Source organism: Paenibacillus sp. MMO-177 (assembly GCF_037147795.1).
Classification (GTDB): domain Bacteria; phylum Bacillota; class Bacilli; order Paenibacillales; family Paenibacillaceae; genus Pristimantibacillus.
This window is the reverse complement of the sequence record NZ_JBBCUR010000001.1, coordinates 171908-198855: the sequence shown is the minus strand read 5'-3', so window position 1 is coordinate 198855 and position 26948 is coordinate 171908. Positions and strand designations below refer to the sequence as shown.

24 protein-coding genes are annotated in these 26948 nt (G+C 52.7%); 12 read left to right on the top strand and 12 right to left on the bottom strand.

Annotated elements, in window-relative coordinates:
- Positions 1-65 precede the first annotated feature (65 nt).
- Positions 66-1544 carry an S-layer homology domain-containing protein gene (locus WFK81_RS00895; protein WP_336784581.1) on the top strand — a complete coding sequence of 493 codons (1479 nt, stop codon included), beginning with the start codon at positions 66-68 and terminating at the stop codon, positions 1542-1544.
- 40 nt (positions 1545-1584) lie between these two features.
- On the opposite strand, the gene WFK81_RS00890 is transcribed toward WFK81_RS00895, so the two are convergent.
- The 5 genes from WFK81_RS00890 to WFK81_RS00870 are packed head-to-tail and all read right to left on the bottom strand — an operon-like array spanning position 1585 to position 7231.
- On the bottom strand, positions 1585-2064 hold the full coding sequence (locus tag WFK81_RS00890; protein WP_336784580.1) for a GNAT family N-acetyltransferase: 480 nt from the start codon (positions 2062-2064) through the stop codon (positions 1585-1587).
- The gene (locus tag WFK81_RS00885; RefSeq protein ID WP_336784579.1) at positions 2065-3228 is read right to left on the bottom strand and encodes a YheC/YheD family endospore coat-associated protein; all 1164 of its coding nucleotides are present in this window, start codon (positions 3226-3228) and stop codon (positions 2065-2067) included. It lies immediately after the preceding gene.
- Complete coding sequence (locus WFK81_RS00880; RefSeq protein ID WP_336784578.1) at positions 3228-4604, bottom strand: YheC/YheD family endospore coat-associated protein; 1377 nt, start codon at positions 4602-4604, stop codon at positions 3228-3230. Before WFK81_RS00880 ends, WFK81_RS00885 begins: the two co-directional genes overlap by 1 nt.
- A complete protein-coding gene (locus WFK81_RS00875; RefSeq protein WP_336784577.1) occupies positions 4601-5842 on the bottom strand; it encodes a YheC/YheD family endospore coat-associated protein in 1242 nt (413 codons plus the stop codon). The genes WFK81_RS00880 and WFK81_RS00875 overlap by 4 nt, the downstream gene beginning before the upstream one ends.
- 12 nt (positions 5843-5854) lie before the next feature.
- Positions 5855-7231, bottom strand: coding sequence for a YheC/YheD family endospore coat-associated protein (locus tag WFK81_RS00870; protein ID WP_336784576.1), 1377 nt, complete (start codon positions 7229-7231; stop codon positions 5855-5857).
- A gap of 204 nt (positions 7232-7435) precedes the next feature.
- Here WFK81_RS00870 and WFK81_RS00865 point away from each other — a divergent pair, with 204 nt between their 5' ends.
- Entirely contained in the window at positions 7436-7726 is a 291-nt protein-coding gene (locus WFK81_RS00865; RefSeq protein WP_336784575.1) for a hypothetical protein, read from the top strand.
- Positions 7727-7879: 153 nt separating this feature from the next.
- Here WFK81_RS00865 and WFK81_RS00860 read toward each other — a convergent pair whose 3' ends face one another.
- Positions 7880-8227 carry a helix-turn-helix domain-containing protein gene (locus tag WFK81_RS00860; RefSeq protein WP_336784574.1) on the bottom strand — a complete coding sequence of 116 codons (348 nt, stop codon included), beginning with the start codon at positions 8225-8227 and terminating at the stop codon, positions 7880-7882.
- 174 nt (positions 8228-8401) lie between these two features.
- On the opposite strand from WFK81_RS00860, the gene WFK81_RS00855 reads away from it, so the two are divergent.
- Both WFK81_RS00855 and WFK81_RS00850 read left to right on the top strand, forming a co-directional pair.
- A complete protein-coding gene (locus WFK81_RS00855; RefSeq protein ID WP_336784573.1) occupies positions 8402-8896 on the top strand; it encodes a hypothetical protein in 495 nt (164 codons plus the stop codon).
- 19 nt (positions 8897-8915) lie between these two features.
- Entirely contained in the window at positions 8916-10253 is a 1338-nt protein-coding gene (locus WFK81_RS00850) for a DRTGG domain-containing protein (protein ID WP_336784572.1), read from the top strand.
- Between the two features lie 22 nt (positions 10254-10275).
- Here WFK81_RS00850 and WFK81_RS00845 read toward each other — a convergent pair whose 3' ends face one another.
- From WFK81_RS00845 to WFK81_RS00825, 5 genes are all read right to left on the bottom strand, one after another.
- Positions 10276-10425: a hypothetical protein gene (locus tag WFK81_RS00845; RefSeq protein ID WP_336784571.1), complete on the bottom strand. Its 150-nt coding sequence runs from the start codon at positions 10423-10425 to the stop codon at positions 10276-10278.
- A 328-nt stretch (positions 10426-10753) separates the two neighbouring features.
- Positions 10754-11866 (bottom strand): ribosome small subunit-dependent GTPase A, encoded by a 1113-nt coding sequence (rsgA, locus tag WFK81_RS00840; protein WP_336784570.1) that lies wholly within the window; start codon positions 11864-11866, stop codon positions 10754-10756.
- A gap of 793 nt (positions 11867-12659) precedes the next feature.
- Complete coding sequence (locus tag WFK81_RS00835) at positions 12660-12956, bottom strand: YtpI family protein (RefSeq protein WP_132307414.1); 297 nt, start codon at positions 12954-12956, stop codon at positions 12660-12662.
- Positions 12957-13032: 76 nt separating this feature from the next.
- Positions 13033-13548 (bottom strand): hypothetical protein, encoded by a 516-nt coding sequence (locus WFK81_RS00830; protein WP_336784569.1) that lies wholly within the window; start codon positions 13546-13548, stop codon positions 13033-13035.
- 3 nt (positions 13549-13551) lie between these two features.
- Positions 13552-13878, bottom strand: a complete 327-nt coding sequence (locus tag WFK81_RS00825) for a YtrH family sporulation protein (RefSeq protein ID WP_336784568.1) — start codon at positions 13876-13878, stop codon at positions 13552-13554.
- A gap of 124 nt (positions 13879-14002) precedes the next feature.
- Here WFK81_RS00825 and WFK81_RS00820 point away from each other — a divergent pair, with 124 nt between their 5' ends.
- The 8 genes from WFK81_RS00820 (at position 14003) to WFK81_RS00785 (ending at position 25173) form a co-directional block, all read left to right on the top strand.
- Positions 14003-17665, top strand: coding sequence for a DNA polymerase III subunit alpha (locus tag WFK81_RS00820; RefSeq protein ID WP_336784567.1), 3663 nt, complete (start codon positions 14003-14005; stop codon positions 17663-17665).
- Positions 17666-17792: 127 nt separating this feature from the next.
- Positions 17793-18287 (top strand): phosphatidylglycerophosphatase A family protein, encoded by a 495-nt coding sequence (locus WFK81_RS00815; protein ID WP_336784566.1) that lies wholly within the window; start codon positions 17793-17795, stop codon positions 18285-18287.
- 96 nt (positions 18288-18383) lie between these two features.
- Positions 18384-18572: a hypothetical protein gene (locus tag WFK81_RS00810; protein ID WP_015846041.1), complete on the top strand. Its 189-nt coding sequence runs from the start codon at positions 18384-18386 to the stop codon at positions 18570-18572.
- 36 nt (positions 18573-18608) lie between these two features.
- Positions 18609-19481, top strand: coding sequence for an acetyl-CoA carboxylase, carboxyltransferase subunit beta (accD, locus tag WFK81_RS00805; RefSeq protein WP_336784565.1), 873 nt, complete (start codon positions 18609-18611; stop codon positions 19479-19481).
- Positions 19471-20508 (top strand): acetyl-CoA carboxylase carboxyltransferase subunit alpha, encoded by a 1038-nt coding sequence (locus tag WFK81_RS00800; RefSeq protein ID WP_336784564.1) that lies wholly within the window; start codon positions 19471-19473, stop codon positions 20506-20508. The genes accD and WFK81_RS00800 overlap by 11 nt, the downstream gene beginning before the upstream one ends.
- A gap of 91 nt (positions 20509-20599) precedes the next feature.
- Positions 20600-22354 carry a pyruvate kinase gene (gene pyk, locus WFK81_RS00795; protein ID WP_336784563.1) on the top strand — a complete coding sequence of 585 codons (1755 nt, stop codon included), beginning with the start codon at positions 20600-20602 and terminating at the stop codon, positions 22352-22354.
- A gap of 162 nt (positions 22355-22516) precedes the next feature.
- Complete coding sequence (locus WFK81_RS00790) at positions 22517-22984, top strand: acyl-CoA thioesterase (RefSeq protein WP_336784562.1); 468 nt, start codon at positions 22517-22519, stop codon at positions 22982-22984.
- Between the two features lie 125 nt (positions 22985-23109).
- The gene (locus tag WFK81_RS00785; RefSeq protein WP_336784561.1) at positions 23110-25173 is read left to right on the top strand and encodes an RNA degradosome polyphosphate kinase; all 2064 of its coding nucleotides are present in this window, start codon (positions 23110-23112) and stop codon (positions 25171-25173) included.
- Here the strand turns inward: WFK81_RS00785 and WFK81_RS00780 are convergent.
- The gene (locus WFK81_RS00780; RefSeq protein WP_336784560.1) at positions 25164-26693 is read right to left on the bottom strand and encodes a Ppx/GppA phosphatase family protein; all 1530 of its coding nucleotides are present in this window, start codon (positions 26691-26693) and stop codon (positions 25164-25166) included. The two genes, WFK81_RS00785 and WFK81_RS00780, sit on opposite strands and share 10 nt — an antisense overlap.
- Positions 26694-26948: the final 255 nt, after the last annotated feature.

Sequence of the window (26948 nt, the reverse complement as noted above, 5' to 3'; positions counted from 1 at the left end):
AGAGCGGCGGCCTAAGATAGATTCAGAACAGGCAATCACTTTAAACGGGGAAGGAAAGATGAGTTATGAAGAAGATCCAGCAAAAGGCGGCTATCGCGGCTTTAACGGTTTTAATAGGAGGAGGAGCGCTTCTGCCCGTCCAGGCAAAGGCGGCTGCTGCAGGTCCGGTCGCTAGCGCTTCGGCTTACTTTGATCAATCGGTAGAGCAAGTCATCCAGCAGCTCGTTAGTCAAAAGGTGCTGCAAGGCTATGAAGACGGAACGATGCGCGCGGAGAAAAAGATAACGAATGCCGAGCTTATCAAGATGATTGTGCTTGCGCTTGATCTGGAGACGGTTTCCGATTCCAAGGCTACTAATAATAAGTGGTATACCGCTTATGTTGACGCGGCCGTAGCTGCCGGACTGCTCGAAAGCGCGCAAGGCTTCCAGCCTAATCAGCCGGCATCCAGCGCGGATGCTGCCCAGTATATTGCCAAAGCGCTGCAGCGGGATGCGAAATCGGTCCAATACTGGATGTCGGGCATGAAGATTGACGGCAAGCAATTGAACCGGGGCGATGCGGCGAAGCTTCTCGTCCTGTCGGAACAAGCGATCCGTTCCTCTAATGCGGAGATCGTATCCATCAAGGCCCTTAACAAAATCACATTCGAGGTGACCTTCACGGCTCCCCTTACCATCGCGGACGAAACAACGGATCAGGCCAATGCCAATTTCACCTTTAGCGACGGCATTAAGCTGGTTAACCAGCCTCGCCTGAAGACCGGAGCTATCGCGACTTATATTATTCCCGTGCAGACGATGAAGCCGGGCACAACGTATTCCTTGAACTATAAAGGCAAGCAGGACTTTACGGTTGCGGCAAGCAATGAGTTGATCCAGCTTCAGAATGCACGCCAGGTTGCTTCCGATACGTTTGAAATCGAGTCGTTCCGTACCGGCGGCGTTATTGATTACGGTTATCTCATTTCCGCTTATGCCGGCGGCCGCGGCGCCGATGCCGTTGTATTGGACGAGAACAATAAGCTTAACGGCCGGCAGATGCAAATTATTTCGTTGCTTGCGACAAGACAAGCTGTACTCACATCCGAGACCGGAGAGCAGATGACGGTCAATTATGTAGGCTTTACGCAATCGACGGACGGCAAGCAAGAGCCTAAATTCCGTCTGCCGGCGGGCAAGACTTTGCAGCCGGGCGTAAAATATTCGGTCACTTCGGACTGGTTCGCCGTGAGGAACTGCACGTTTACCGCGCAGAGCATTGCGCCACTTGAGATTGGAGCTGTCGACAAGGTAAGCGACACAACGTTGAACGTTACGCTGACGGCGGATCCCGGCGACGAGTTGTTTGCTTACCGTTCCATTGAGCTTAAAGGCTCTGACGGGACAACCTTGACGGCGCAATACAAAGTGCAGACCCGTAAAGGCGCCGTTGGCGTATTTGAGCTTCAGAATAACGGCAAGCTTGGAGCCGGCGTTCAATATGAGGTTGCTCCTGTGGGCAGCTGGGCAACGGCGAACAACGTGAAGGTAAGCTCGAATTAATGGATGGTTACATCCGAATATCAAAAGGGCTATCCCAACGTCATTTTAGTGACGGCGGGATAGCCCCTTTTGTCGTATCTTGTGACCATTCGAAACGCAGCGTTGGCTTGCCGGTAGGTCCGGTCGACATGGACACCGCCTTCATGCCGAGGCCGAAGAAGAGAGTCAGGCTGGGCACGTTGTCGAGCGCAACCTGACAGGTTAATTTCCCCAGCTTTTTCATAATGGCCTCCATCAACGCGTTCCCCATCCCAAGGCCGCGAGCCTCGGGGTGGGTTACAACGATGCAGCCCTTTTCTCCTGCTTCCTCCGCATAGCCAAGTCCCACTATTCGGCTGCCAAGCCGCGCAACCGCAATAACGGTCCCGCTCTCCTCCTGCGAGAGCAGCTCGGGCTGCAGACGGCGAAGCGAATGGATGGCTGCAACCGTCAGCCGCTTCTCCCCGAAACGGACGGCAAAATCAATCAATCTCTTGCGTTCTTTCGCCCATTGTTCGGGGGTAAGCAGCTGCAGTTCCATTTATCTCATCGCCTCCTGCTTTATTCGTTCATTTCTCATTCTGGCCAGATAGGTGCTGTATTGAAATATCCGTTCAAGCGACTTCTGCCGGATATGCGGCTCGTCAAACTTCATCGGCTTCGAGTTGGCTTCGAAAAACCAGATATGGCCTTGACTGTCAATGCCCAGATCCATGGACATTTCGCCAAGCATAAAGCCGGAGCCTTTTTCAATCTGTCTGGCGATCATAATCGAGGTTTTCTTGGCTTTAATCAGAATCCTTCTTGCCTGGTCGGCGTTGAAGGAGCTTTTCAGCAGCTTTTCGGGATCTTCGATGGAACCGCCTCTTGGGACATGGGTCGTAATGCTGGAGGAGCCGGCAACCCTTGCGCCAATGCCGGTCAAATCCCATTTGCCGCGCTCGTTTTTTTGCACGAGAGCCCTGAGGTCGAATCGGCGGTCATTAAAGGAAGCAAGCTGAATGCCTTGCTGGGCGATATAAGGCTCGCTGCCGCATTCCTTCTTGATGCGGTTCCACAGCTTTTGAAAGTCCGCGCAGCTGAAGGTGGAGCTTTTTTTGTTCTCCTGCACCTTAAGCAGATACGGAAGCGGTTTGTCAGGCTGTACTCGCACGGTCATAATCCCTTTGCCGGCTTTGCCGCTCTCCGGCTTCAGGTAGAGGAAGGGATGCTTCTGCAGCATTCTTTCCAGTCTTGCCGCGGTCAGCAGCTTGCGTGTTGCCGGTATAAAAGGTTTGGTTAACTTGCTGCCGCGCAGCCATTCGAATAAATACCATTTATTGAAGAAGGAAGGATTGAACAATTTGATTCGCGGATCCCTCATGCAAGCGGCAATTTTGTTCCGGACGGCAGGCAGCATCTCGTCCTCGCGCTGCGGAATCCGGTTATAGATAATATCCGGGAAAGGCAGCAAGCGCTGCTGCCATGTATCCTTCTGTTCGATATAGACGAATCCCCGCAGGCTGGAACGGTTAAAGACCAGATTTTTTACGGTGAGCACATAGACAAGAAATCCTTTGTCTTGACCCATTCGGATAATGTCGGCAAAGTTATTCCGGTTGCCCCGGAAAAACTGTTCGTCATTCTCAATCGTCAGTATGGCGAGTACCAGGCGTCCAGCCGGCCGATCATACACCTCTTCTTTCTTCGATGCTTTAAGATCCATTAGCTGTTCCCTCCTTGAAACTTGCTGAGGTACAAGCAATGATCGATGATGCAATCTATAGACGCACGGCCTTCCGCCTCAAGGGAAGGGTGCTTGAAGATGGAGCGTCCCGGCTTTGCGTTGGCTTCAAACATCCAGATATCGTTATCTTTGTCGATGCCGATATCGAGGCCCAGCTCGCCGAGCCGGTGCGGATAATTGCGTTCAATCGCCTCAGCCATCTTGATGGAGACCTTTTTCGCGTTCTCCAGAATCTCTTTTCCTCTTGCGCCAAACGCGCGGTTCAGCGCCTGCTCCGGCGTCATCAGCGAGCCGCCGTTTTTTACATGGGTTGTTACGCTGCCTTTGCCGGCTTTCTTCGCGCCGATGCCTGCAGGTACCCATTCGTTCTGTCCGTTCTTATGCATGTGGAAGCGGAAATCGAGCGGGCAGCCGTCAATCTCCACCAGCCTGATGCCCTGCTGCGCGACGTAGCTGCTAAGAGTGGCCCCATGCCGCGACTGCAGCATTTTATACAGGCTGTTGAAGGAGGAGAAGCGCAGCAGAACGTTTTTTCCGTTCTTCCGGTAGCGGGCGAAGTAGCCGCGCTTCGGATGGTAGGTTAATCGGTAGATCCCGACGCCAAGACTGCCTGCTGTCGGTTTGAAATAGACAAAATGATGCTTCTCAAGCAGCTGCTTCAGCTTCTCGCCCGTTGGAGCGGAAACCGACTCCGGCAAATGCTGCAGAGCTTCGGGATCGTTATCCAGCAGCTTATATACATCCGATTTGTTAAAGAAGCCCCAATTGAAGAAAGGAATCTTCTTCCGGAGAAGCCTTTCGCGAAGCGAACCGATATAATTGGACGTCTCCGCTTTGCGGCTCCGGAGCCGGTTATAGACGACATCCGGAAGCGGAACGGTCTTGCGGTACCAGCCTCCTTGCGAGTTGAGAAAGTGGCCGAGTACCGTCTCCTGCTGCCAGTTGATGTCCTGCGGGGTGAAACCGAACAGGAAGGCTTTCCGGTCGCCCGCACGGATAATCTGCTTGATAAAGCTGGTTCTCATGCCAAACGGCTGGCCACCCGATTCGGAATAGCCCGAATCGCTCAATACGCCGATAAGCGGTCCGATCTGCACCTCGTTTTCGCTGTTTTTGTGGACGAAGATGTTGCCGGTTTTGGGTACCCGAATGTATTGTCTGACCCCGGCGGACAAATAAAGATGATTGCCTTGGCGCCTGACAGGCCTGACGGCAGTTGTGATCACTTCTTTGCCAAGCTTCAGGTGAACGGTTTTTTTGCCGGACAGCTTCAGCTCCTTGAGAAGCGTGTTGGATAAATAAATGACTTTATCCGATTGTTGCGAGAAATGGACGTTACAAGTTGTCAAGCTCATGGGTGAACCTCCTGAACGTTATCAGACCGGATTCTCCTGTCTACCTGACAGTTCTGGATCCGACCTGTTGCGGAGTCATTTATGATCAAAGGTTTGTTAAGCCGCTGCGTGAGCAGACGGGCATATCGGAGCGGCAGCTCAACGGACAGCCGCTCTGCCTGGCCGTCGCCGGCTTGCCGGAAAGAGGAACGCCCCGGCTTGGCATTTGCCTCCAGCAGCCATATCCGTCCGTCCGGCTCTATTCCGAAATCTATGCCCAGCTCGGCTAATCGTCCGTAGTTGTTTTCCAGCTTCTCTGCTGCCCGCAGGCTGGCATCTATTATTTTATTCATGATCCGTTCTGCTTTTTCTTCTCCAAACAGACGGGACAAATACTCTTTAGGCCGGCATGCTTTTCCGCCGCCGTGAAGGTTTGACGTGACGGTTCCGGACTGTCCGGTACGGATCGCCGCGCCGGTTACGCCCCAGCATCCCTTGCCGTTTTTTTGCGCAAGCACCCGAAGGTCGAACGGATTGCCGTCCGGGTCTGTAAGCTGCAGATAGGGCTGTGCGATATAAGTCGCCTGCCCCATGAATCGCCCGATCCATTGTGCCAATGAGGAATAGTGGTCAAACCGGCGGCGAAAGGGGATATTTTTACGGTTTCTCCCTTCCGCAGTCCACTCGCGGGCCAAAAGGGATTGCTTCAAATGAATGGCTCCTTTTCCCTGCATGCCCGCGGATGGCTTCAGAAACAGCTCTTCTTGACAGCTCTTTAGCAGGTGCAAAAGAGTATCCTCGCGTTCGAGCAGGGTCGTCTGCGGAAGCAGCGCTGCCAGACGGGAGTCCTGGCGGAGCGTGCCGTATACTTCCCATTTGCCGGGCAGGCTTCCGTTTAATGTCGGAACGGGCTTCCGTTCCCGGATGGCGCTTAATGCCGCCTTGCATAACATGCGTTCTTCGGCCGTCCGGTAGAAGCAGCGGTCATAGATAATATCCGGCAGCGGACAGGGCTCCTTCACCCAGCTTCCATTGCGAAGCCGGAAGGCTGCCAGCTGTCCGGTTTTTTCCTCGTATTCTGCGGGGGAGAAGACATACAGATCAATGGCGAGCCGGCCGGCCGCTTCGCTGAGCATTCGCGCAAATGCAGGCTCCGGCAGCTTAATGCTGCGGCCTTTGCCCGAAGTACCGTTCTCCGGCTCAACACCGGTGTCTATAGAAGCGACATACAGTCCTACACTCGCAAGCGCAGCCTTCATAATGCCCTCCGGTTAGAATCCCGACAGGAAGCGGGAGTATTGAATGACATTTCGGACCGATGGTCGGATCTTGTTGTCGTTTTCCTGATTGAGAGGCGTATTGTCGCTCTTCGAAGGCTTGGAGTTTACCTCCAGCAGCCAAACGCGACCGCTCGTGTCCAGCGCCAAATCGATTCCCAGTTCGCCGAAATGCGCCGGAATATGCTTATCGATTCCTTCGGCAATCATCAGGGCTGCCGTACGAAGACGTTTGGAGGCCCCTTCCTTGCCGGCAAAAATATTGGAGCGTGCGACAGCATCGTTAACGGTGCTGAGCGTTCCGCCGCGTGCGAGATTGGAGACGAAATGCTGGCTGCTCGCGGTTCGTGCCACAACGGAAGTGAGCGTCCATTTGCCTGATGCGTTCTTCTGGACCACAGCGCGGAAGTCGACCGGCCGCTTCTGAATCTCGATCAGATTGAGTCCTTGCTGGGTTTGATATTTTATGGTTTTCATCTTGGTTGAAATGCTCGAGAACAGCTTCTCAAGGCTCGGGTATACCTGTCGTCTTGTTCCCGTGCCGGTTGTGAAATGCGCTTGATAGCTGTCTCCCTCGAGCCTGGTCACTCGGATAATGCCTTTGCCGAGACTGCCTTTGGAAGGCTTGAGGAATACATTGCTGTAACGGGAGCACATCGATTTCAGCGTAGTATAGTTGCGGAGAATATGCGATTCCGGCAGGTAGCGCCGGACGCTTTCGTCCTTTTTAAGCGCATCGAAGACTTCCAATTTGTCCAGGAACTTTTCGTTAAACAGGCTGGCATGATGGGTGCTCTTTATCTCATTAAAAAACTGCTGTACAACAGACCGGCTTTCCAGCTTGCGGGACGTCAGGCGGTTGTTCACGACATCCGGCAGAGGAAGCTTTGCCCGTTTCCAGCCGTTCGCAAAGGTCCACCCTTCGATTTGCTTGTCGCTGCTTCCCTGGATATGGTTCGGAGTGAAAAAGTAAACATGCGCTCCTTGATTCGCGCAGCCGTCGACCAATTCCTTGCAGAACATCGTAATCGTGCCAAACGGTTTGTCGGGCGCGCTCGGATAATCACGGCTGATCAGAACGCCGATGAGAGGCCCAAGCCTGAGCGTGGAAGATGAGGAATCGTAGGTCAGGCGAAGGGTGGTGCTGCCAAGAATGCCCATCTGTCTGGCAAGCGACTGGTTGATACGCATTCCGTCGTACTTCGGTACCGGGATCACCTTCACCGTTTTCCGGAATGTCCCGAACCTCAATACGATCGACACGCTGTTAGAAATATGCCATTGCTTCAGGTAGGCTTCACCGAGCATAATCGTATCTTCCGGAAGCATGCCGGAGCTGACAAGCTGAACGGCTACTTTCGATTTGTGCATTGTGTAAATCTCCTTCCAAGCAGGAGGATGACGAAAAGCGGATAAAGGCCCATAGGTGTTTTACACGGAATTACTTCATCATATGAGGACATCTACCCCTTGGTGATTGGCCAAAGAAATTAGTGGGGTGTCATATTAGGCGGTTTGTCTTCATAGGATAGTGGTGCGGACAAGCAAAAGCTAAGGAAGCGGGAGTTGAGATGAATGAGGGGAAAAGCCCGGCATATGATTTATCTGGCAGTTGCTTTGGCGATGCTGTTCTACGGAGTGCCTAAACTGGATCTTACGGGTCCATGGAATGCTGTGACGATATTCGGGGTAGTGTGGACGTTGTTTGCGCTGCTCGTCATTGCCGCTCACTTAAATGCGCTCCTCTGGATGAACGAGCAGAAGAAGAAGGAACTGGACCGCATCAAGCGGGTGAAGAGAAATGCCTGGGAGCGCAGGCTGCAGCAGGCGGTGGACAGGGGTTCGAACCGAAGTGCAAGAGGTTAAGGTATACGCAAAGCCCGTGCCCCCGCAAGGGGGCTTTTTATCTTTTAAACACGGTTTTTCCGGATTGAAACGCGAAGCGCCAAGGGTCGGCGTTAGCCGTTTCGCCTTGATTACAGCGCTCTCTTTGAGAGGATGGCGTGCGCATTCGCGCGTTTAATCGATAGCTTTGAACTGAACAAGCTGCTTGACGAATTTGTATACGGCCTCTTGTTCCTTGGCGGTTAGACCTTGAAGCTGAGAAGCGATTTTCTCCGCATAGGTGCTTTCCTCGTGAGGTGTGCCGGGGATATGGACCAGCTGCTCAAGCGGGCATTGGAGAGCATGGGCAATTTTGCTTAAAACATCGACCGTTGGACTCTTCTCGCCGCGTTCCACTTGACCCATATAAGAGCCGTTAATTTCGGCCCGCAAAGCCAGCTGCTCCTGGCTGAAGCCTTTTTGTTTGCGTATTGCCCGTATATTCTCACCGATATTTCGGCTGATTTCGTTCACATTCGTCACCTCAGCCTTAAGATAGAGCTTTCCTATCCCGGCAACAACGTCTTATAGTCCTTATTAAAAATAGTGCCTATAGTCATTGGCCAAAGGTTATGCTTTTTATTATAATTGTGTAAAAAGGTTCTACCTATTAACATCATTTCCTTAACAGGAACTTTTTAACAAGGAGCAACGCTTATGGTTGATGAGTTTGAGTTTTTTCGAAACGTACAAGCTTACTATCAGCATATGCGGTTTCAGGTGCAGTTCACGTACCGCATTTTACATAAGACCAATAAATCGGCGAAAGCGCACGGCAGCTTTAACTGCAGGGTGAATCCGCGCACGCAGCAGGTGGAATATCAGATGAGCCTGCAGTCGGAGCCGATCGCAAGGCCATTCAGCGAGAAGGGATCGTTTTTATTTTCCAGCCAATATCCGGAAATCCCTCCTCAATCCGTCGTTATTGAGAATTATCCGATTCTGAAGCAGAAGTATCCCGTACCTATCAATTATGATTGGTACTCCTTTATATTTAAAGGAACGCAAGAAGCATTTACGGTGCAGTCCCTTCAGCAGGTGTTCGACAAATATCGTTGTACCGGGGCAGAGGGTGAAGAGGTGGATGCAGGACTAAAGGTCGCAGCCGTCTCTATCGACTGGTATAATGGAATGAAACGAACGAAGGTTTAATTGGGGGAGGGCGGTGCCGGTGGCATCCGTTTCCGGAATGGATACAAGCACGAAACGCGAACAAATTTTGCAATATATAGAGACGCTGGATATTGGCGAGAAGATCTCGGTTAGAGCGATCGCGAAGGCGCTTGGCGTCAGCGAGGGAACCGCTTATAAGGCGATTAAGGAAGCGGAAGCTTCAGGACTTGTAAGCACGAAGGAAAGAATCGGGACGGTCCGCATTGACCGGAGAAGACGCGAGGCGCTGGATCAGCTGACCTTCGGCGAGGTGGCGGAGATCGTCGAGGGGCATATATTTGGCGGCATGTCGGGATTGGACAAGTCGCTGCACAAATTTGTTATCGGCGCCATGGAGCTGGATGCGATGCTTCGCTACATAGATGAAGGCAGCCTGCTTATTGTTGGCAACCGGGTTGGCGCGCATCGACTGGCCCTTGAGCAAGGAGCGGGCGTTCTGATTACAGGGGGATTCGAGCCAAGCGAGGAAGTGAAGGCGCTGGCCGACGAGAACGGACTGCCTATTATTTCATCGCGGCACGATACGTTTACCGTTGCCTCGATGATTAACCGGGCGATGTATGACCGGCTGATCAAACGAAAAATTATGCTCATCGAAGATTTGATGACGTTCAGCAGACCGGCAGACGTGCTGCGTTCCGGCAATACGCTGCTCGACTTTCATAAGCTGAGCCGCGAGACCGGCAATTACCGGTTTCCGGTTATTGATGACCGCGGAAGAGTTGTTGGCATGATGACTTCGAAGGACGCAACCGGTTCATCGGATGATAGTTCGATCGACAAGCTGATGACCCGGCATCCGATCACGGCCGCGCCTAATATTGCGGTGACTTCGGCGGCGCATACGATGGCGGCGGAAGGGATTGACCTGCTGCCGATTGTGGACCGTCACCGGAAGCTCCTAGGTGTCGTAACCCGCCAGCAGCTGCTTGACGCGCTCCGTTTTGCCGGCAAGCAGCAGGAGATCGGAGAGACCTTTGACGATCTGATCTGGTCCGGCTTTGATGCGGAGGAAGCGGATGGCGTGCCGATCTACAAAGGGGCCATTACGCCTCAGATGTCCGGTTCCCTTGGCATGGTGTCCGAAGGAATATTGGTCACCTTGATGACCTTGGCCGGACGGCAGATGATCCGGGACGCAGGCAAACGGGACTATCTGATTGACGGGATGACCGCCTTTTTTGTTAAGCCGGTCCAGATTGACAGCCAGATTACGATCGTCCCCCGCGCGCTCGAGATGAGCCGCAAAGCGACCAAGCTCGAGATCGAGCTTATCGATCAGACGGGATTGGCGGCGAAGGCCATGATGACGGCGCAGATGATTGATTCGTATTAGGTAGTTAGGGGAGTGCGAGGGATTACGGGAATGTATCTCCTTCCGCTGCTGTTGTGATCGTGAAATTTTGAATTAACTCGCATTGCGAGATTTCACGATTCACAAAGGCAGGCGCTCCGCTCTTCAGGAGACACATTCCCTCCACCCCTCTCACTTCCCCGTGTTCCTTCATACGAATCAATCATCTTTATAGGGAGAGTTAAAGGGCTGCCTTTTGTTTGGCAGCCCTTTTAATGTTTTTAGTCACTTATCTGGACTTTTCGTTCAAGTTCAAATACGTTGCACGAAATGCACGATAATGGCGCGAACCTGCTCTGTTATCCGAAATATCCTGCACGGAATGCAGCATATTCGAGAGAAGTAGCCGTCATTTGCTCAGTGGGGCACAATATCCTGCATTCCATGCATTATACCGCTTCGGCTGCCCACCCAAATGGCTGATAAACTACATTTCGTGCAATCTATTTTCAACTGATATAGCTAAAGGGAAGAGCGGCAAGTTAATCGTAGTCCCATGCGCCGGCTTTCGTCCTGCGTTCGCTTTTGCGGGAAGAGGAACCGGCTGCTTTTTTTGCCTTTTTCGCAAGGCTGTTTTCTTTCCGCGCAAGATGGGAGAGCTCTTTGGCCGTCTTCCTGTAGTTGTGAAGTCGTTTCGCTTCTAGCGTTCCGTCTTCAATGGCTTGAAGAACCGCGCAGCCAGGGTCGGACTCATGGCGGCAATCCCGGTAACGGCATCCGGCAGCCAGAGCTTCGATATCGGAGAAAGCCTGCTCCAATCCGTCAAACGCATCCCACAGCTGAAGCTCGCGCATGCCCGGTGTATCCATGACAAGCGTTCCGTTCGGCAGAAGGAACAGCTCCCGATGCGTTGTCGTGTGGCGGCCGCGAGAATCGTTTTCGCGGATGCCCTGAGTCTCCATGATATTGTCATCCGCCAGCCAATTCAGGAGAGTAGACTTGCCGACACCGGACGAGCCTGTAACGGCAATGGTTTTGCCTGGCTGCAAATAAGGGAGAAGCTGCTCTTTGCCTTGGTTTTGCAGGGCGCTGATCAGGTGCACCGGTACGCCGGGGGCGGCGCTCTCCATCTGTGCCGCGAAAGCCTCCGGATCGTCGCACAGATCGGCTTTGGTCAGCAGAATAACCGGTGAAGCGCCGCTTTCCCATGCGGCAATCAGGTAACGCTCCATTTTGCGAACGTTAAAATCCTGATTCAGTGCGTTTGTAATAAACAAATAATCCATATTGGCGCCAACGACCTGATCATCCACCGTACTTCCGGCTGCTTTGCGGATCATTGCGCTTTGGCGCGGCAGAAGGTGATGGATAACCGAGCGTGTCTCGCCAGGCAGCTTTTCGGCCATAACCCAGTCGCCAACGGCGGGAAAATCGCTTTTCAGCGCCGCATTAAATTCGTATTTGCCGGTAACGGTAGCCGTATGCTCGCCGCCTGGCGTCATGATCTGATAAGAATGGGAATGCTGGGCGATCACGCGCGCGGGTGCCAGCTGTCGCGCGTTTGCCGGCATTTGCTCCATTTTATTGTACCAATCGGCATTCCAGCCGTAGGCCAAATGTTGTTGATGGTGCTGCAAAGTATCGGTATTTTTCAAATCGAATGCTCCTCGTTAATCGTTTTATTGGACTTTCGAACAACAAAAAAACCGCAGGGATTCCCCTGCGGAAGGCACAAAAAAAACCGCAAGGACTTCTCGGTCCCGCGGCGCGTCTCTAAAGGCTAGAAGGCGTTCCGAATAGGCCGAGATACATGAACAGCGCAAACAATCGATAGGTTCATCATTTTACATCAGCCTCCTGTAGTAAGATGTCCTTAGTATATGCAAAAGAAGACCATATTCTCTAGGCCAACTTTGAGTAAAAGAAAACTTTCCGAGCTATTATGCTGTTAAAGCTGGATATTGACTTGGTGGGCGATGGTTCGGGAGCTTCTTCGGTTGCGGCTACTCGTTGCAAGAGGGCTTTTACAGGTGGGCGGATTTGTTGGCGGAAAAACTCATTAATAGTGAATTTTTTCGCCGACAAGTCTTCACGTAAGACTTCACTAATTATGAGGCTGGCCTCACTATCGCTCCCAACATGACCAAATCAGCGAAATATGCCGCGAAAAGCCTCATTAAATAACGGCCAACAATAAATATTGGCTACCAAAAAAAAGCCAACCCGCGAAATGCCAGGTCGGCTCAATATGCTGCCCCAAAGGACGGGCGGCAGTAGACTTTTGTGAAAATGAGAGCACGGAGTGGGCGAATGTTTCTGAGAAGCGTAGCGCTCGCCTTTGGTTGCCGGATTCCTACCTTGTCCTACGTCTAATGAGAGGAATTCGGAACCAACCGCGATCGAAGAAATATTCGCCCCACGCAGTGCCATCCATTTTCATAACGCGCATTACTGCTGCATCGTCCGAAAAATACTATGGTTACGCAGCCCCGCAAACAAATTGAAAAATCCGATAACGAGGAAAATCGCCCCGATCACGATACGCGCCGTCGAAGTGCCGGAGAGGAACAATTGAACGCCGGCTATAAACATAAGCATAAAGCCCATGCTGATGTTCATCCGCGAAGCATGAAGGCCGCGCGCGCGCATGTCCGTCGAGCGGCGGGATTTAAAGCTGAAAAAGACGGTAAGCGCCAATGTGATCATAATGCCAGGCGCGAACACCCATTGCAGGAGTGAATCCATGTTTGCTACAGCTCCTTTTGTAGTCTCGATGGCGTTATTGTAGCATGAATTCACCCAAAACCGGAAATAAATGCGTTTAAGAAGGCGGTCTCGCGTACAATCTGACTTTGACCCATACCTGCAGCTTATTATCCGCAACCAGGATCGTCGTGATGTCGATAGAATAGTCTTTTTCAAGGACATTGGTATAAATCTTGTTGCTTAATAGTCTCCGGGCAAGCTGGGCGTCCGAATCGATTTCGTAAATGCTCTGCCCGAGGAACACGGAGAGATCCGCTTTGATCCTCTTGATTAGCTCCGCTTCCGTTACTTTATCAAGCTTGGGGCGGTCGGTGTTTTGTCCGGCCTCCTCTTCGATTCGCGGCAGGACGCTCTTGATGACGGTATGCTGATTTTTGAACTTCGTTAAGCTTTTTATATCGGTTTCGTATTGCTCCAGCTTAACCTCCAGATCGCTCTTCAGATTCACTAGCGCCTCGAATTGGGCGTGGTACATGGAATTGTAGATGATTGCGCCAAGCAGCATGCCGAGCAGCAGCACGCCAAGCATCTGCACCCCTTTGACATACCGCTCAAACTGAGGTACGCGCATGCATCAAGCCGCCCCCTTGCAAATGAGCTTGACCAACTCTGTTCCCATATGGGCGCCTAGAAAGGCTATGGCAATATAAGCAATCTGAAGGACGGCCGGCGACAAATGCCCTTCTACGATATTACTTTCGATAACGCGCATCGGATCGATAGATCCTCCGACAGCCGCGACAATCGCCCATATTTTAAGATTCGCGGCAGTACTCAGCATCATGGAAGTAGGCGGCAGCAGCAGAAAAACCGAGCCGATTCCAGCCAGCATGGATCCTCCGACAACAACGCCAAAGGCGATAAAAAAATCAAGCCCGGCCTTTGATAAAATGACGTTCACAACGTACACCTGCCTTTTAGCGCATAGTTCAGCCTGTCCGGCTGCCTCACTACCATTCTATGGGCGGTATGCGGTCTATTATGATAAAATAGAAGGAATAAGAACCGAAAGAGGGTGCCAGCGGATGAACAACATAGATTCCTCGTTTGTGCATTTGCACGTGCATAGCGAATACAGCTTGCTTGACGGAGCAGCCCGGATCCGCGACTTGGCGGCAAGGGCTGCCGGGCTAGGGATGAAGGCGCTTGCCCTTACCGATCACGGTGTCATGTACGGAGCTATTCCTTTTTATAGAGCATGCCTGGCGCAGGGCATCAAGCCGATTATTGGCTGCGAGATGTATTTTACGGCGGGATCCCGTTTCGAGAAGGGAACGCGCAAGGACAATCCGATCTATCATTTAATTCTTCTAGCCAAGAACGAGGCCGGTTATCGCAATCTGATGAAGCTGGTCTCGATTGGCCATCTGGAAGGCTTTCACTATAAGCCGCGGATCGACCCGGAAGCGCTGGAGGCTCATTCTGAAGGACTGGTCTGCCTGAGCTCCTGTCTGCATGGGGAAATCTCGCAGCATCTGCTTCACGACCGCCGGGAGGAGGCGCTGGCTGCCGCTTTGCGGTATAAGCGGATTTTCGGAGACGATTTCTATCTGGAGCTGCAGGATCACGGCATGCTGGATCAGAAAAAAGTAGCGGCCGCCATGATTGAATTGGCCCGGGAAACAGGCATCAAGCTTACGGCTACCAACGATGTTCATTATTTGACGCCGGAGGATGCGGCCGTGCAGGATGTTCTGATTTGCATCGGAACGGGCAAGTCGGTGGACGATACGGACCGGATGAAGATGGGGACGGATCAGCTGTATATGAAAAGCGGGGAAGAGATGGAGCTCTTGTTCCGCCACGTGCCGGAAGCGATTCGCCATACAGCCGAAATTGCGGACAAATGCTCGCTGGAGCTGACGTTTGGGCGGGCAGCGCTGCCGGTCTTCCGTCCGGTGCCGGACGGCATGGCTTCGTCGGCTTATTTGGCCGAGCTTTGCAGAAGCGGATTAGCCGCCCGTTATGCGGGGCTTCCGCAATGGACGGAGGATCCGGCTTTCCGGGAACGGGCGGAGGCAAGGCTTGCCTACGAGCTGTCCGTTATCGAAAATATGGGCTTCAGCGACTATTTTCTGATCGTCTGGGATTTTGTCCGCTTTGCCCATGAACAGGGCATCCGGACCGGTCCGGGACGGGGCTCGTCGGCGGGAAGCCTGGTTGCATACGTGCTTCGCATTACCGACGTGGATCCGCTGAAGTATAAGCTGCTCTTCGAGCGGTTCTTGAATCCGGAACGGATTACGATGCCCGATATTGATATCGACTTTAATGACGAACGGCGCGATGAGGTCATCGCTTACGTCTCGGCCAAATACGGCGACGAGCATGTGGCGCAGATCATTACCTTTGGTACAATGGCCGCCAAAGCCGCTGTCAGGGACGTTGGGCGCGCGATGAATGTGCCGTTCGCGGAGGTGGACCGGGCGGCGAAGATGATTCCGAATCAGCTCCACATTACGCTCGAGGAAGCACTTAAGGTGAGCGAGGGTCTTCGCGAAGCCTGCCAGCGGCAGCCAAGGACCGATGCCATGATCAAGATGGCGCTGAAGGTGGAGGGCATGCCGCGCCACGCCTCTACCCATGCGGCCGGTGTCGTGATCTCAGGCGGACCGTTAACGGATTACGTCCCGCTGCAGGCGGGAAGCGAGCGAACGGCGCTTACGCAATATTCGATGGAGCATCTCGAGGCGGTAGGTCTTTTGAAAATGGACTTCCTCGGCCTGAGAACGTTATCCATCGTGGAGCGTTCGCTTGCTTGGGTGAAAGGATTGTACGGCAAGGAGATTGATTTCCGCAAAGTGCCGGATAATGATCCGGCCACCTACGCGATGCTTGGCCGGGGCGAGACGATGGGCATTTTCCAGCTGGAGTCGTCCGGAGTCAGACGCGTTCTGAAGGAGATGAAGCCTAGCGAATTTGAAGACATCGTATCGGTGCTGGCTTTGTACCGTCCCGGTCCGATGGAATTTATTCCGAATTACATTCAGGGCAAGCATGGGCTTGCGCCCGTCAAATATCCGCATCCCTCCCTCGAGCCGATTCTATCGGATACGTACGGCATTATCGTCTACCAGGAGCAGATCATGCAGATTGCGTCTGCTATGGCCGGCTTCTCGCTTGGCGAGGCGGATTTGCTGCGGCGCGCCGTATCGAAGAAGAAGCGGGAGGTGCTGGACGAGCAGCGCGCGCATTTCGTAAAAGGCAGCGTAAGCGAAGGCTATACCAGCCAAGATGCCAATCTGGTCTACGATATGATCGTCCGGTTTGCCGATTACGGCTTCCCGCGCGCCCATGCCGCAGCTTACGGCGTGCTTGCCTTCCAGACGGCATGGCTAAAGGCGCATTATCCGATTCCTTTTATGGCGTCGATGCTTGCGTCCGTAACGGGCAACCAGCGGAAAACGGCCGAATACGTGGACGAATGCAGGAGGATGGGCATCGAGGTGCTGCCTCCGGATGTGAACGAAAGCGGCGTTACGTTTACGCCGGTCGAAGGCGCCGTCCGGTTTGGACTTGCCGCGGTCAAAAATGTCGGGACGCAGGCCATTGAAGCTTTAGAGAAGGAGCGCCGCGAGCGGCCGTTCGACAGTCTTCTTGACCTGTGCCGGCGCGTCGACCTGCGCGTCGTCAACAAACGGGTGCTGGAGTCGCTTATCCAGGCCGGCGCAATGGAATCGCTGCCCGGCCACCGCGCGCAGCAGCTTGCCGTGCTCGAAGAGACCGTAGAAGCCGCGCTGAAATGGCGCAAGGAACGCGAGGAGCTGCAGATCGAGCTGTTTGGCTTCGACGAAGTGCAGAACTGGGATGTCGAGCTGCCGGATGTCAGGCCTTATTCGATGGGCGAGCAGCTGGAGCTGGAAAGGGAGCTGCTTGGTCTGTACTTGTCCGGCCACCCGCTGGACGCGGTGGAGGAACAGCTTGAACCGCTTGGCCTTGACCGTCTTGTAGAGCTTGGGGAAGCAGCGGAAGGGGCATCTGCCGTTATCGGAGCAAGAGTAGTTTCGCTTAAACCGTTTACGAATAAAAAAGGAAATGCAATGGGCTTTATTGAAGTAGAGGACAGGGTTATGCGCGCTGAGGGAGTTGTTTTCCCGGCTGTATGGAAGCGCTGCGGGGATCGTCTCGTGAAAGGCGGGCTTGCCATTATCCACGCAACCGTCCAGCATCAGGACGAAGACTTTAAGCTGATCATCGAGGATGTTGTTCCGATTCACGAAGGGACAGCGACGGCGGAGCAGCTGAACGAGCATGTCAGGCGGATGCGGAAGCATGCGAGCTCCCGCGCTGCAAGGGTGCCGGGAGGCGGCTATCAGCCGCAAGCGCAGCCTTCGCCGCAAGGGCAAGCTTCTACAGTTCGGCAGGCTTCAGCCGCACAGGCGGCATCTGCCGCCCGGAAGCCGCAGCCTGCCAGGCCGGCGGAGCCTTCCGACCGCGGTACCCACCATGCTGAAAGGAAGCGTCAGCGAGTCTATATCAAGATTATCGCTTCGCGCGAGCATCCCGACGTGCTGGAGCAGTTGAAGAAGCTGCTCGCCGACCATCACGGCCAGCTGGATACGGTGCTGTTCTATGAACGGGAGCAGCGTTCGCTTGCTCTAAGCGAAACGTACCGCACCAAGCCTTCTCCGCAATTATTCAGCGCCATTGAGCAGCTTCTGGGGCAAGGAGCCGTAATTGTCAGATAATTTATGCACAACTCTATCACCTCCCGCATACATTTAATGTTACAAGTGGGATTAAGCGGCTGCTGCCGCTGCTTTTTCCCGGCTTACGTTGCATGAAAACGTACAAGCATATGCGGGAGGGATGGACATGACGTCCGGAATCGAAAAGTGGTTGCAAAAGCGTGGAGTAACAGTGGATGATATTGCAGAAATTGTATATACCTTGCAGCGTCCTTACAATGCGGATTTGACCGTGGCCGAATGCGAAGAGAGCGTAAGAGCCGTTTTGGAAAAGCGCGAGGTGCAGTATGTGCTGTATACTGGAATCGCTCTAGACGAGCTCGCCGAACGCCGTTTGCTGCCGGAGCCGCTGCAGGCCATCATGGAAACCGACGAGTCTCTGTATGGCGTAGACGAGACTTTAGCACTAGGAATAACGAATGTTTATGGGATGATTGGCTTGACGAGTTTCGGATATTTGGATAAAGTAAAGCCCGGCATTATTCGTCAGCTGAATCTGAAAGGCGAGAAAATTCACGTGTTTCTCGACGATCTTGTCGCAGGACTGGCGGCGGCGGCATCAGCAAGGATCGCGCATCAGGACCCAAAAGCCATCCGATACCATTTGCCCGATTCGCCATGACTGTGGTATCATTATGACATCATATGGCCTTTAACGGGATTGACTTGTTAGAAGATGCGAACTTTGCTGCGGGCAAAGTTTTCAGGAGGTACCATAATGTGGACGGTCATTTACATCGCTCCAACCGCTAGAATCGCGGACAACATCAAGAAGCGGCTTACGGAAGAAGGCTTTCTCGTAAAAGTCCGTCCAGTTAATCTGTCTAAACAGCAATATGAGATTTTGGTTCCTTCGGGTGAATTGGAGGAAGTACAGGAAGTATTCAACTCCATTATGCAGCCGTAAAACCTTACACTATTGCGCCTTGAGAGGTGTCACACATTGCAAATTAAGGACTTATTTTCAAAGAAGAAGTATGCGACCATCCCTTCTGAGCGGCCTAAACGCGACATACCGGAAGGTCTAATGAATAAGTGCTCCAAATGCGGCACCATTCAGTACAGCAAAGAATTGGATAAGAACTTGAAGGTATGCTCGTCATGCGGGCATCATTACCGTCTGAGCGCTTGGGAACGGATTGGAATGACGCTCGATGACGGGCGTTTGTATGAATACGATGCGAATATGGAATCTGTCGATCCGCTTGAATTCCCCGGGTACAAAGGGAAGCTCGAGCAGCAGCGGCAGAAGAATCCGAATCTGCGGGAAGCCGTTGTAACGGGCGAAGGCACCATTAACGGCCATCCGGTTGTTGTTGCGGTCATGAGCTTTGACTTTTTCAGCGGAAGCATGGGATCTGTCGTTGGCGAGAAAATAACAAGAGCAATCGAAGCGGCGCATGAGAAGAAGCTGCCCCTTCTTATCTTCTCGACATCGGGCGGCGCCCGCATGCAGGAAAGTATACTCAGCTTAATGCAAATGGCGAAGACAAGCGCCGCTCTTTCCATGTTTCAAGGGGCTGGAGGCTTGTTCATTTCGGTGTTTACGGATCCGACGATGGGCGGGGTTTCCGCCAGCTTTGCGAGTCTTGGCGACTACAATTTGGCCGAGCCCGGCGCGCTTGTCGGCTTTGCGGGCCGCATCGTAATCGAGCAGACGATCCGCCAAAAGCTGCCGGACAACTTCCAGACAGCAGAGTTCAACATGCAGCATGGACAGCTTGACCTGGTTGTTCACCGCAAGGATATGAAGACAACGCTTGGCAAGCTGCTGGATATGCATACCGTAAGGGAGGGATTATCCCATGGCGGCTGAACAGATGCTTCCGTTCGAGAAGCCGATCAGCGATTTGCGGGAGAAAATCGCAACGCTGAAGACGCTGGCTGAGAGCAACGGCATGGACTTTTCCGAAGAGATTGCGCGTCTTGAAGAGAAGTGCAAGCAGATGGAAGAGGAATTGTATAACGAAATGACTCCGGCGCAGAAGATGCATATCGCGCGTCTTCACCAGCGTCCGACTTCGCTTGATTTCATTCAGGCGGTCTTCACCGACTTTATTGAGCTGCATGGCGACCGTTTGTTTGCCGATGATCTTGCGATTGTCGGCGGTTTGGCCAAGCTGAACGGCCTGCCGGTAACGGTTATCGGCCATCAGCGCGGCAAGGATACGAAGGATAATATTGCCCGTTTCTTCGGAAGTCCTCACCCGGAAGGATTCCGGAAAGCGCTGCGTCTTATGCAGCAAGCTAACAAATTTAAACGCCCGATCATTACTTTTATCGATACAAAGGGCGCTTATCCAGGCAACACGGCCGAGGAGCGTGGCCAATCGGAAGCGATTGCCCGCAACTTAAGAGAGATGGCCGGATTTGGCGTGCCAATCGTCTGCATCGTGATCGGTGAAGGCGGCAGCGGCGGGGCGCTTGCCCTGGGCGTAGGCAACCGGGTATTGATGCTGGAGAATGCAATTTACTCTGCGATTTCCCCTAACGGCGCGGCCTCCATTCTGTGGAAGGACGCTTCCAAAGCGGATATTGCGGCTGAAGCGATGAAAATTACGGCGAAAGATTTGCTCGAGTTCGAAGTGATCGAGGACATCATAGAAGAGCCGCAAGGCGGCGCGCATCGCGATTTGGCGTTCACGGCGGAACGGCTGAAGGAGAAATTGTGGAAGCATTTGGTGGAACTTCTGCCTATGACACCCGAGCAACTCATTGAAGACCGTTACCATAAATTCCGCAAGATTGGCGAATTCCAAGTAGCGGAAGCTGCGGCGCAGGAAGCTGCGCAAGCCTCGCAAGAGGCGCAAGCTCCCGAAATGACGGAATCGGCAAAGGTATAAAATCGTTAAAAATGTAGTACAAGCCGCGGCTCAACCATTTGATTATTGACTATAATGACTATAGCAGGCACTAAACGGAGGATACTTAAACATGCGCAAAGCGAAAATTGTATGTACGATCGGCCCTTCCAGCGAATCGCTGGAAAACACAACGAAACTGATTAAAGCGGGTATGAACGTTGCCCGTCTGAACTTCTCCCACGGCGATTTTGAAGAGCATGGCAACCGTATCAAAAACATCAAAATCGCAAACAAAGAGCTGGGTACTTCGGTAGCTATCCTGCTCGACACGAAAGGACCTGAGATTCGTCTTGGCAAACTGAAGGAAGAGCCAATCGAACTCGTGGCTGGCGAGCGCGTAGCGCTGACTACGGAAGAAATTCTGGGCGACATTAACCGCGTGCCTATTACTTACAACAACCTGCCAAACGACGTTACCGTTGGTTCGACTATTCTGATCGACGACGGCTTGATCGGCCTGACGGTTGAAGAAGTACAAGGCACTGAGATTATTTGCCGCATCAACAACAGCGGTCAAATCAAGAGCAAAAAGGGCGTAAACGTTCCAGGCGTAGCGATCTCCCTGCCAGGCATCACGGAAAAAGACGCTAACGATATCGTCTTCGGCATCGAGCAAGGCATCGACTTCATCGCGGCTTCGTTTGTTCGTAAAGCAAGCGACGTGCTTGAAATCCGCGAGCTGCTTGAACGCCACAATGCCAGCCACATCCAAATCATCTCCAAAATCGAGAACCAGCAAGGCGTGGACAACCTCGACGAGATTCTTGAAGTATCCGACGGCCTGATGGTAGCCCGCGGCGACCTGGGCGTTGAGATCCCGGCTGAAGAAGTACCGTTGGTACAAAAAATGATGATCGAAAAATGCAACCGCGCAGGCAAGCCGGTTATTACAGCTACTCAAATGCTGGATTCGATGCAGCGCAACCCGCGTCCTACCCGCGCGGAAGCAAGCGACGTAGCTAACGCGATCTTTGACGGCACTGACGCTATCATGCTCTCCGGCGAAACAGCCGCAGGCAAATACCCGCTTGAAGCGGTAATGACGATGTCCCGCATTGCGGAGCGCGCGGAAGCGGCTTTGGAATATCGCGAGATTTTCACAAAGCAAGCTAACGCTCAACAAACATCCGTAACGGAAGCGATCAGCCAAGCGGTTGCCGTATCCGCGCTTGACCTGAACGCAGCGGCTATCGTGACTTCGACGCAAAGCGGCTTCACGGCACGCATGGTATCCAAATACCGTCCGAAAGCGCCAATCATCGCTGTAACGAACGACGAGAAGGTTATGCGCCGTCTTGCTCTGATCTGGGGCGTTAAGCCGGTTCTTGGCGAATCCGCTGAAACAACGGACGCGATGTTCGAGAATGCCGTTGCAGGCGCTAGAAGCACTGGCCTGATCAGCCTTGGCGACACCATCGTTATTACCGCAGGCGTTCCGGTTGGCCGCGCAGGTACAACAAACCTGATCAAGATCCACCATGTCGGCGAGCTTCTGGCACAAGGCCAAGGCATCGGCAGCCAAACCGCTACAGGCCGCATCGTTGTTGCACGCACGCCTGAAGAAGCGAACGCACGCGTAACTTCCGGTTCGATCCTGGTTACGGTATCGACGGATAAAGAATATATGCCTGCTTTCGAAAAAGCGGCAGCTGTTATCACGGAGCAAGGCGGTATTACAAGCCATGCAGCGGTATGCGGCATTAACCTGGGTATTCCGGTTATTCTCGGCATCTCGAATGCAACGGAATTGCTGATGGACGGTACGGAAGTAACGGTCTACGGCGAGACTGGCGTTGTATACTCCGGACAAGCTAAAGTGCTGTAATAGCTAATTTCATATTTCTCTCAAGCAGAGAAGAACAGAAGCGAGGGTGAGCCATTCACCGTCGCTTTTGTTTCACATATAAGCAATTCCTTGTTTACGAATTGCAAACAAATTTAATTTTTTTGGCACTAAGTTCGTAATAATATAGGGGGTAGCTTCAGCATGGCGTCACAACAATGGTTTCTGCATCCTCTGCGCGTTCGTTATCAGGAAACGGATCAAATGGGGGTTGTTTTTCATGGCAATTACATAACCTGGTTTGAAATTGGCCGAACGGAGCTGATCCGTTCAGCGGGGTATGATTACAAAACCATCGAGCAGCAAGGCCTGCTCCTTCCTGTGGTGGATCTTGAGTGCCGGTATGAGCTTCCGGCCCGGTATGATGATACGGTACTGATCTGTACGCGTGTAGCGGATTTTTCGCCTGTGCGTCTTTCCTTTGAATCCGAAATCCGCAAAGTAAGTCTGGATCAATTCCATCCCGCTATTGTTAATCATTATGAGGATCTTCCGGGTGAACGGCTGGTAGCCGGCGGAACGAAGCATGTCTGGGTAAACGAAAAATGGCGGCCGGCAAGACTAGATAAGGGCCTGCCGGAATTATATGCTTTGCTCCAGTCGATGGCATAGTGCTTCTCAATATCTTATTCTTTGCTTACGCTGTAAGCGGAGCATTAACCTGATCTTTACAAATCGTTAATATTCCTATAATAGTCATCAGTCATAATAGGGGCATAATTGGGGAGGCGTGAGGAATGACAAGACAATTGTCCCACTATGTGAACCGGGATTTGAGCTGGATTGAGTTTAATCGCAGAGTGCTCCAGGAAGCACAGGAATCGAATAATCCTCTGCTTGAACGCGCCAAATTTTTATCCATTGTATCCAGTAATCTGGATGAATTTATGAGTGTTAGGGTAGCCGGCATTCAGGACCAGATCCGCGCGGGCTATACGAAGATGGATTTTACGGGTTATACGCCCGCAGGGCTCTGGAAAAGGCTGATCAAACGGACGACTCAGATGGTCTATGATCAATACAAAACATACCGGGAGGTGTTCCGCTGCCTCGGTCGGGAAGGCATCATCATTACATCCGTTGACGAACTGAATGCAAGCCAGTCCAAAGCGGTGGCGCAATATTTCCAGGAAATTGTTTTCCCCGTGTTAACGCCGATGGCCGTTGATCAGAGCCGCCCGTTCCCGCTTGTACATACGAAGGAGCTGTACTTGGCGGTGTTATTGCAGCGGGAGGATTCGGACAAGGACGATGAGCCGTTGTTTGCGATTGTCCAGGTTCCTTCCATCCTGCAGCGTTTCGTACCGGTTCCGGGCCGGACAAACAGCAAGAAGATGGAGTTTGTGCTGCTGGAGGATCTTATTCAAAATCATATTACTACCTTGTTTAACGGCTACATTCCGTTTGCCGTGCATGCGTTCCGCATTACGCGCAATGCCGATCTTACGTTAAACGAAGACGGGGCGGAAGACCTTCTCGAGGAGATTGAGAAGGAGCTGCGCAGGAGACGCTGGGGCATCCCGGTGCGGCTGGAAGTTGCAAGAGGCATGCATCCGATGGCGCTTGAGATTTTGAAGGAAGAGCTGGAGATTGAAGATAACCTGATTGAAATCGACGGTCCTCTTGACCTCAGCTTCCTGATGAAATTCGTTAACTCGCTGCCCGGCTACGATAACCTTCGCTACAGCCGTCTTGAGCCGGTATACCCTCATGAATTCGACGAGACGGATGATATGTTCGAAGTGATCCGCCAGCGCGATGTGCTAATGTATCACCCGTACGAATCGTTTGAAGCGGTAAATGATTTTATTGATCTGGCAGCGGAAGATCCTGACGTACTCGCCATCAAGATGACTTTATACCGTGTCAGCGGCCAATCCGCGCTTGTCCAGGCTTTGTCCAAGGCAGCGGAAGCCGGCAAGCAGGTAACGGTGGTGGTGGAGCTTAAAGCCAGGTTTGACGAGGAACGGAATATCGCCTGGGCACGCCAGCTGGAGAAATCGGGCTGCCATGTCGTGTACGGCCTAGTCGGCCTGAAGACGCATGCCAAGATTTGTCTTGTTGTCCGAAGGGAAATGGGCACGCTGCGCCGTTATGTCCATGTCGGAACAGGCAATTATAACGACAGTACGGCAACCTTATATACGGATATCGGATTATTTACTTCCCATCCGATTATCGGCAGCGATGCTTCGGCCTTGTTTAACGAAGTGACCGGCTATTCTTCGCCGTATGAATGGAAGGCATTTGGCGTCGCTCCCACAGACTTGAAGGAGAAGCTGTTTCGGCTCATTGACCGTGAGATTGCGAACGCCGAGCAGGGCAAAGGAGCGCATGTTATTGCGAAGATGAACTCCTTGTCCAATCAGGAAATGATCGACAAGCTGTACGATGCTTCGCAAGCCGGAGTGAAAATTGACCTGATCGTCCGCGGAGTATGCTGCTTGAGACCGGGCGTAGCCGGACGCAGCGATAATATTCGCGTAATCAGTATCGTGGACCGGTTCCTGGAGCATGCGAGGGTGATGTACTTCTATAACGGCGGGGAAGAAGAGGTCTACTTGTCGAGCGCGGACTGGATGACGCGGAATCTGACGCGCCGGATCGAACTGATGTGTCCGGTATTTGACGATAACCTTCGCAAAACCTTGATCAATATGCTGCAGCTTAATTTGGACGATAACGTGAAAGCCCGCGAGCTGCAGGCAAACGGCACCTACGTTCACGTGAAGAACGATATGATGCCGTTCCGTAGCCAATTTGAAGCCAGATCGATTCCACAGTGGAAAAATTACGTGTAGTCGGGCAGGGCGAGTACGGGAGTTAGTCCCCATAGCTTTTTGAAATCGGAGGACAGCTCTTCGACTTCCCGGGCTTCCACAGCTAATGTTCCCTCTGAACGCACCGGATTAAGCAGAAGCTGGCTGCCGGATTGGACCGCTTCCAAACGGCCGATTGCTTGCGTCTCGCTGCGGTCAAGCGCTGCCGCGAGCTGAAGCAGAATGCCAAGCTTATGAATGGTATCGAAATCGGATTCGCTCAGCAGCTCCTTGTACTCAAGAAGCTGCTGGCGGGTCCGGTTTTTGCTTTTATAAGAGGCTATAGCCGCAATCATAAGAATTTCCCTATGGGCAAGCCCGTTCAGATGGGAGTTCACAATAAGATAGAACGTATGTTTCGTAAATTCATAATAATCAATGGAAGCGCCGATTCGGAACAAGGTCGAGGCCGCATCAAGCAGCACCTTCGCCCGATTGGGAAACAGATGAACAGGTCTTAGCACATCGTAGAGCTGAAGCGCCAGGCGGTTTACCTGCATGACATGCTGTTTGGGCGCAGCCGGATGCAAAGCGCTTACGTTTTGCAGGCTGAACGCGAGCACGTCCTGATGAAGGGAGCGCCCGGGGAAACGGGTCGCATGGAACAGACCGTCGCGAAGACCGGAGCCGCAGATTCGGTAATGGCTGGTCTTCAGCAGGCGGAACAAGGCGCGCAGCACCGCAATGCCGGGCACGATGACGTCTACGCGGTCCTTGGACAGACCCGGGAATTTCTTGCGCTTGTCTAGCGGCGTCTGGAACAGCTCCTGGAAAAGGGCATCCGCTTCGGGTCCCGTCATCGGATAGTTATGGGTTTGGGTAAAAGGGTACTTCGTCACGGCCTGATGGATTTTGCCCATTGCGCGTGCGGTTCCGCCTACTCCGATCAGGGGCAGAGAGGGAGATTTCGTCAGCCAAGGCTCGTTTTTGACGGCTTCGGCGACCAGCGCCTCAATGCTTTTTAGACCTTCTTCGTTCAACATCCCTTTCAACGCGTACTTCCGGTTCAGGCTGACGCAGCCAAACGGGAAGGAGACCGATTGGACGAGCTGGCGGCCTCGGAAAAGAGACACCTCCGTGCTTCCTCCGCCGATATCTACAAGAAATCCGTCCTGTACATCCATGGCGTTAATCATGCCGAGAAAGCCGAAGGAAGCCTCTTCTTCGCCGCTTAGCATTTCTATGGTAAGGCCTGTTTCGGTTTTAATCGTTTCCAAAATCTCCGCTTGGTTTGCCGCATTGCGGATAGCGGCTGTAGCTACCGCGCGAATATGGCCGGTCCGGTTATGAGCGCAGATCATCGTGAAATGGTTTAACGTGCCGAGCAGCTCGGTAATGGCGTCCGTCGCCAGAATGCCGTTGTCATCAACCCGCTCTGCGAGGCGGGCAGGACGCTTGCCTCCGTCAATGACACGATGCGCACCGTTTGCGGTCCGCTCATAGACGACAAGGCGGACTGAGTTCGAGCCGATATCAATGATGCCGATTCGTTGTTCTGTCATCGCTGTTCCTCCGTGCTAGTTATTTCTTCTATTCTATCACATTGAAATATGATTACGGAAAGCGAGTATTTTTGCGCGGAATAGGGAAAAATGCGTCTGGAGCAATTCGTTCGAAATTTGTGGAAGAAAGGGAATGAAAAAAAACTTTATAGCGCTGATAAAGCATTTCTATGTCCGGTTTTGTTCACTTCGCTGATAAAATCATTTATGATTAATAGCGACGAGAGGTTTACTATTTTTGGCGAATAACTTTTC

Bases quoted from the DNA above. Each gene is read 5' to 3' on its own strand.
- WFK81_RS00895 (WP_336784581.1), top strand. From the start codon at position 66: ATGAAGAAGATCCAGCAAAAGGCGGCTATCGCGGCTTTAACGGTTTTA.
- WFK81_RS00890 (WP_336784580.1), bottom strand. From the start codon at position 2,064: ATGGAACTGCAGCTGCTTACCCCCGAACAATGGGCGAAAGAACGCAAG.
- WFK81_RS00885 (WP_336784579.1), bottom strand. From the start codon at position 3,228: ATGGATCTTAAAGCATCGAAGAAAGAAGAGGTGTATGATCGGCCGGCT.
- WFK81_RS00880 (WP_336784578.1), bottom strand. From the start codon at position 4,604: ATGAGCTTGACAACTTGTAACGTCCATTTCTCGCAACAATCGGATAAA.
- WFK81_RS00875 (WP_336784577.1), bottom strand. From the start codon at position 5,842: ATGAAGGCTGCGCTTGCGAGTGTAGGACTGTATGTCGCTTCTATAGAC.
- WFK81_RS00870 (WP_336784576.1), bottom strand. From the start codon at position 7,231: ATGCACAAATCGAAAGTAGCCGTTCAGCTTGTCAGCTCCGGCATGCTT.
- WFK81_RS00865 (WP_336784575.1), top strand. From the start codon at position 7,436: ATGAGGGGAAAAGCCCGGCATATGATTTATCTGGCAGTTGCTTTGGCG.
- WFK81_RS00855 (WP_336784573.1), top strand. From the start codon at position 8,402: ATGGTTGATGAGTTTGAGTTTTTTCGAAACGTACAAGCTTACTATCAG.
- WFK81_RS00845 (WP_336784571.1), bottom strand. From the start codon at position 10,425: ATGAAGGAACACGGGGAAGTGAGAGGGGTGGAGGGAATGTGTCTCCTG.
- WFK81_RS00835 (WP_132307414.1), bottom strand. From the start codon at position 12,956: ATGGATTCACTCCTGCAATGGGTGTTCGCGCCTGGCATTATGATCACA.
- WFK81_RS00830 (WP_336784569.1), bottom strand. From the start codon at position 13,548: ATGCGCGTACCTCAGTTTGAGCGGTATGTCAAAGGGGTGCAGATGCTT.
- WFK81_RS00820 (WP_336784567.1), top strand. From the start codon at position 14,003: ATGAACAACATAGATTCCTCGTTTGTGCATTTGCACGTGCATAGCGAA.
- WFK81_RS00815 (WP_336784566.1), top strand. From the start codon at position 17,793: ATGACGTCCGGAATCGAAAAGTGGTTGCAAAAGCGTGGAGTAACAGTG.
- WFK81_RS00810 (WP_015846041.1), top strand. From the start codon at position 18,384: ATGTGGACGGTCATTTACATCGCTCCAACCGCTAGAATCGCGGACAAC.
- WFK81_RS00800 (WP_336784564.1), top strand. From the start codon at position 19,471: ATGGCGGCTGAACAGATGCTTCCGTTCGAGAAGCCGATCAGCGATTTG.
- pyk (WP_336784563.1), top strand. From the start codon at position 20,600: ATGCGCAAAGCGAAAATTGTATGTACGATCGGCCCTTCCAGCGAATCG.
- WFK81_RS00790 (WP_336784562.1), top strand. From the start codon at position 22,517: ATGGCGTCACAACAATGGTTTCTGCATCCTCTGCGCGTTCGTTATCAG.
- WFK81_RS00785 (WP_336784561.1), top strand. From the start codon at position 23,110: ATGACAAGACAATTGTCCCACTATGTGAACCGGGATTTGAGCTGGATT.
- WFK81_RS00780 (WP_336784560.1), bottom strand. From the start codon at position 26,693: ATGACAGAACAACGAATCGGCATCATTGATATCGGCTCGAACTCAGTC.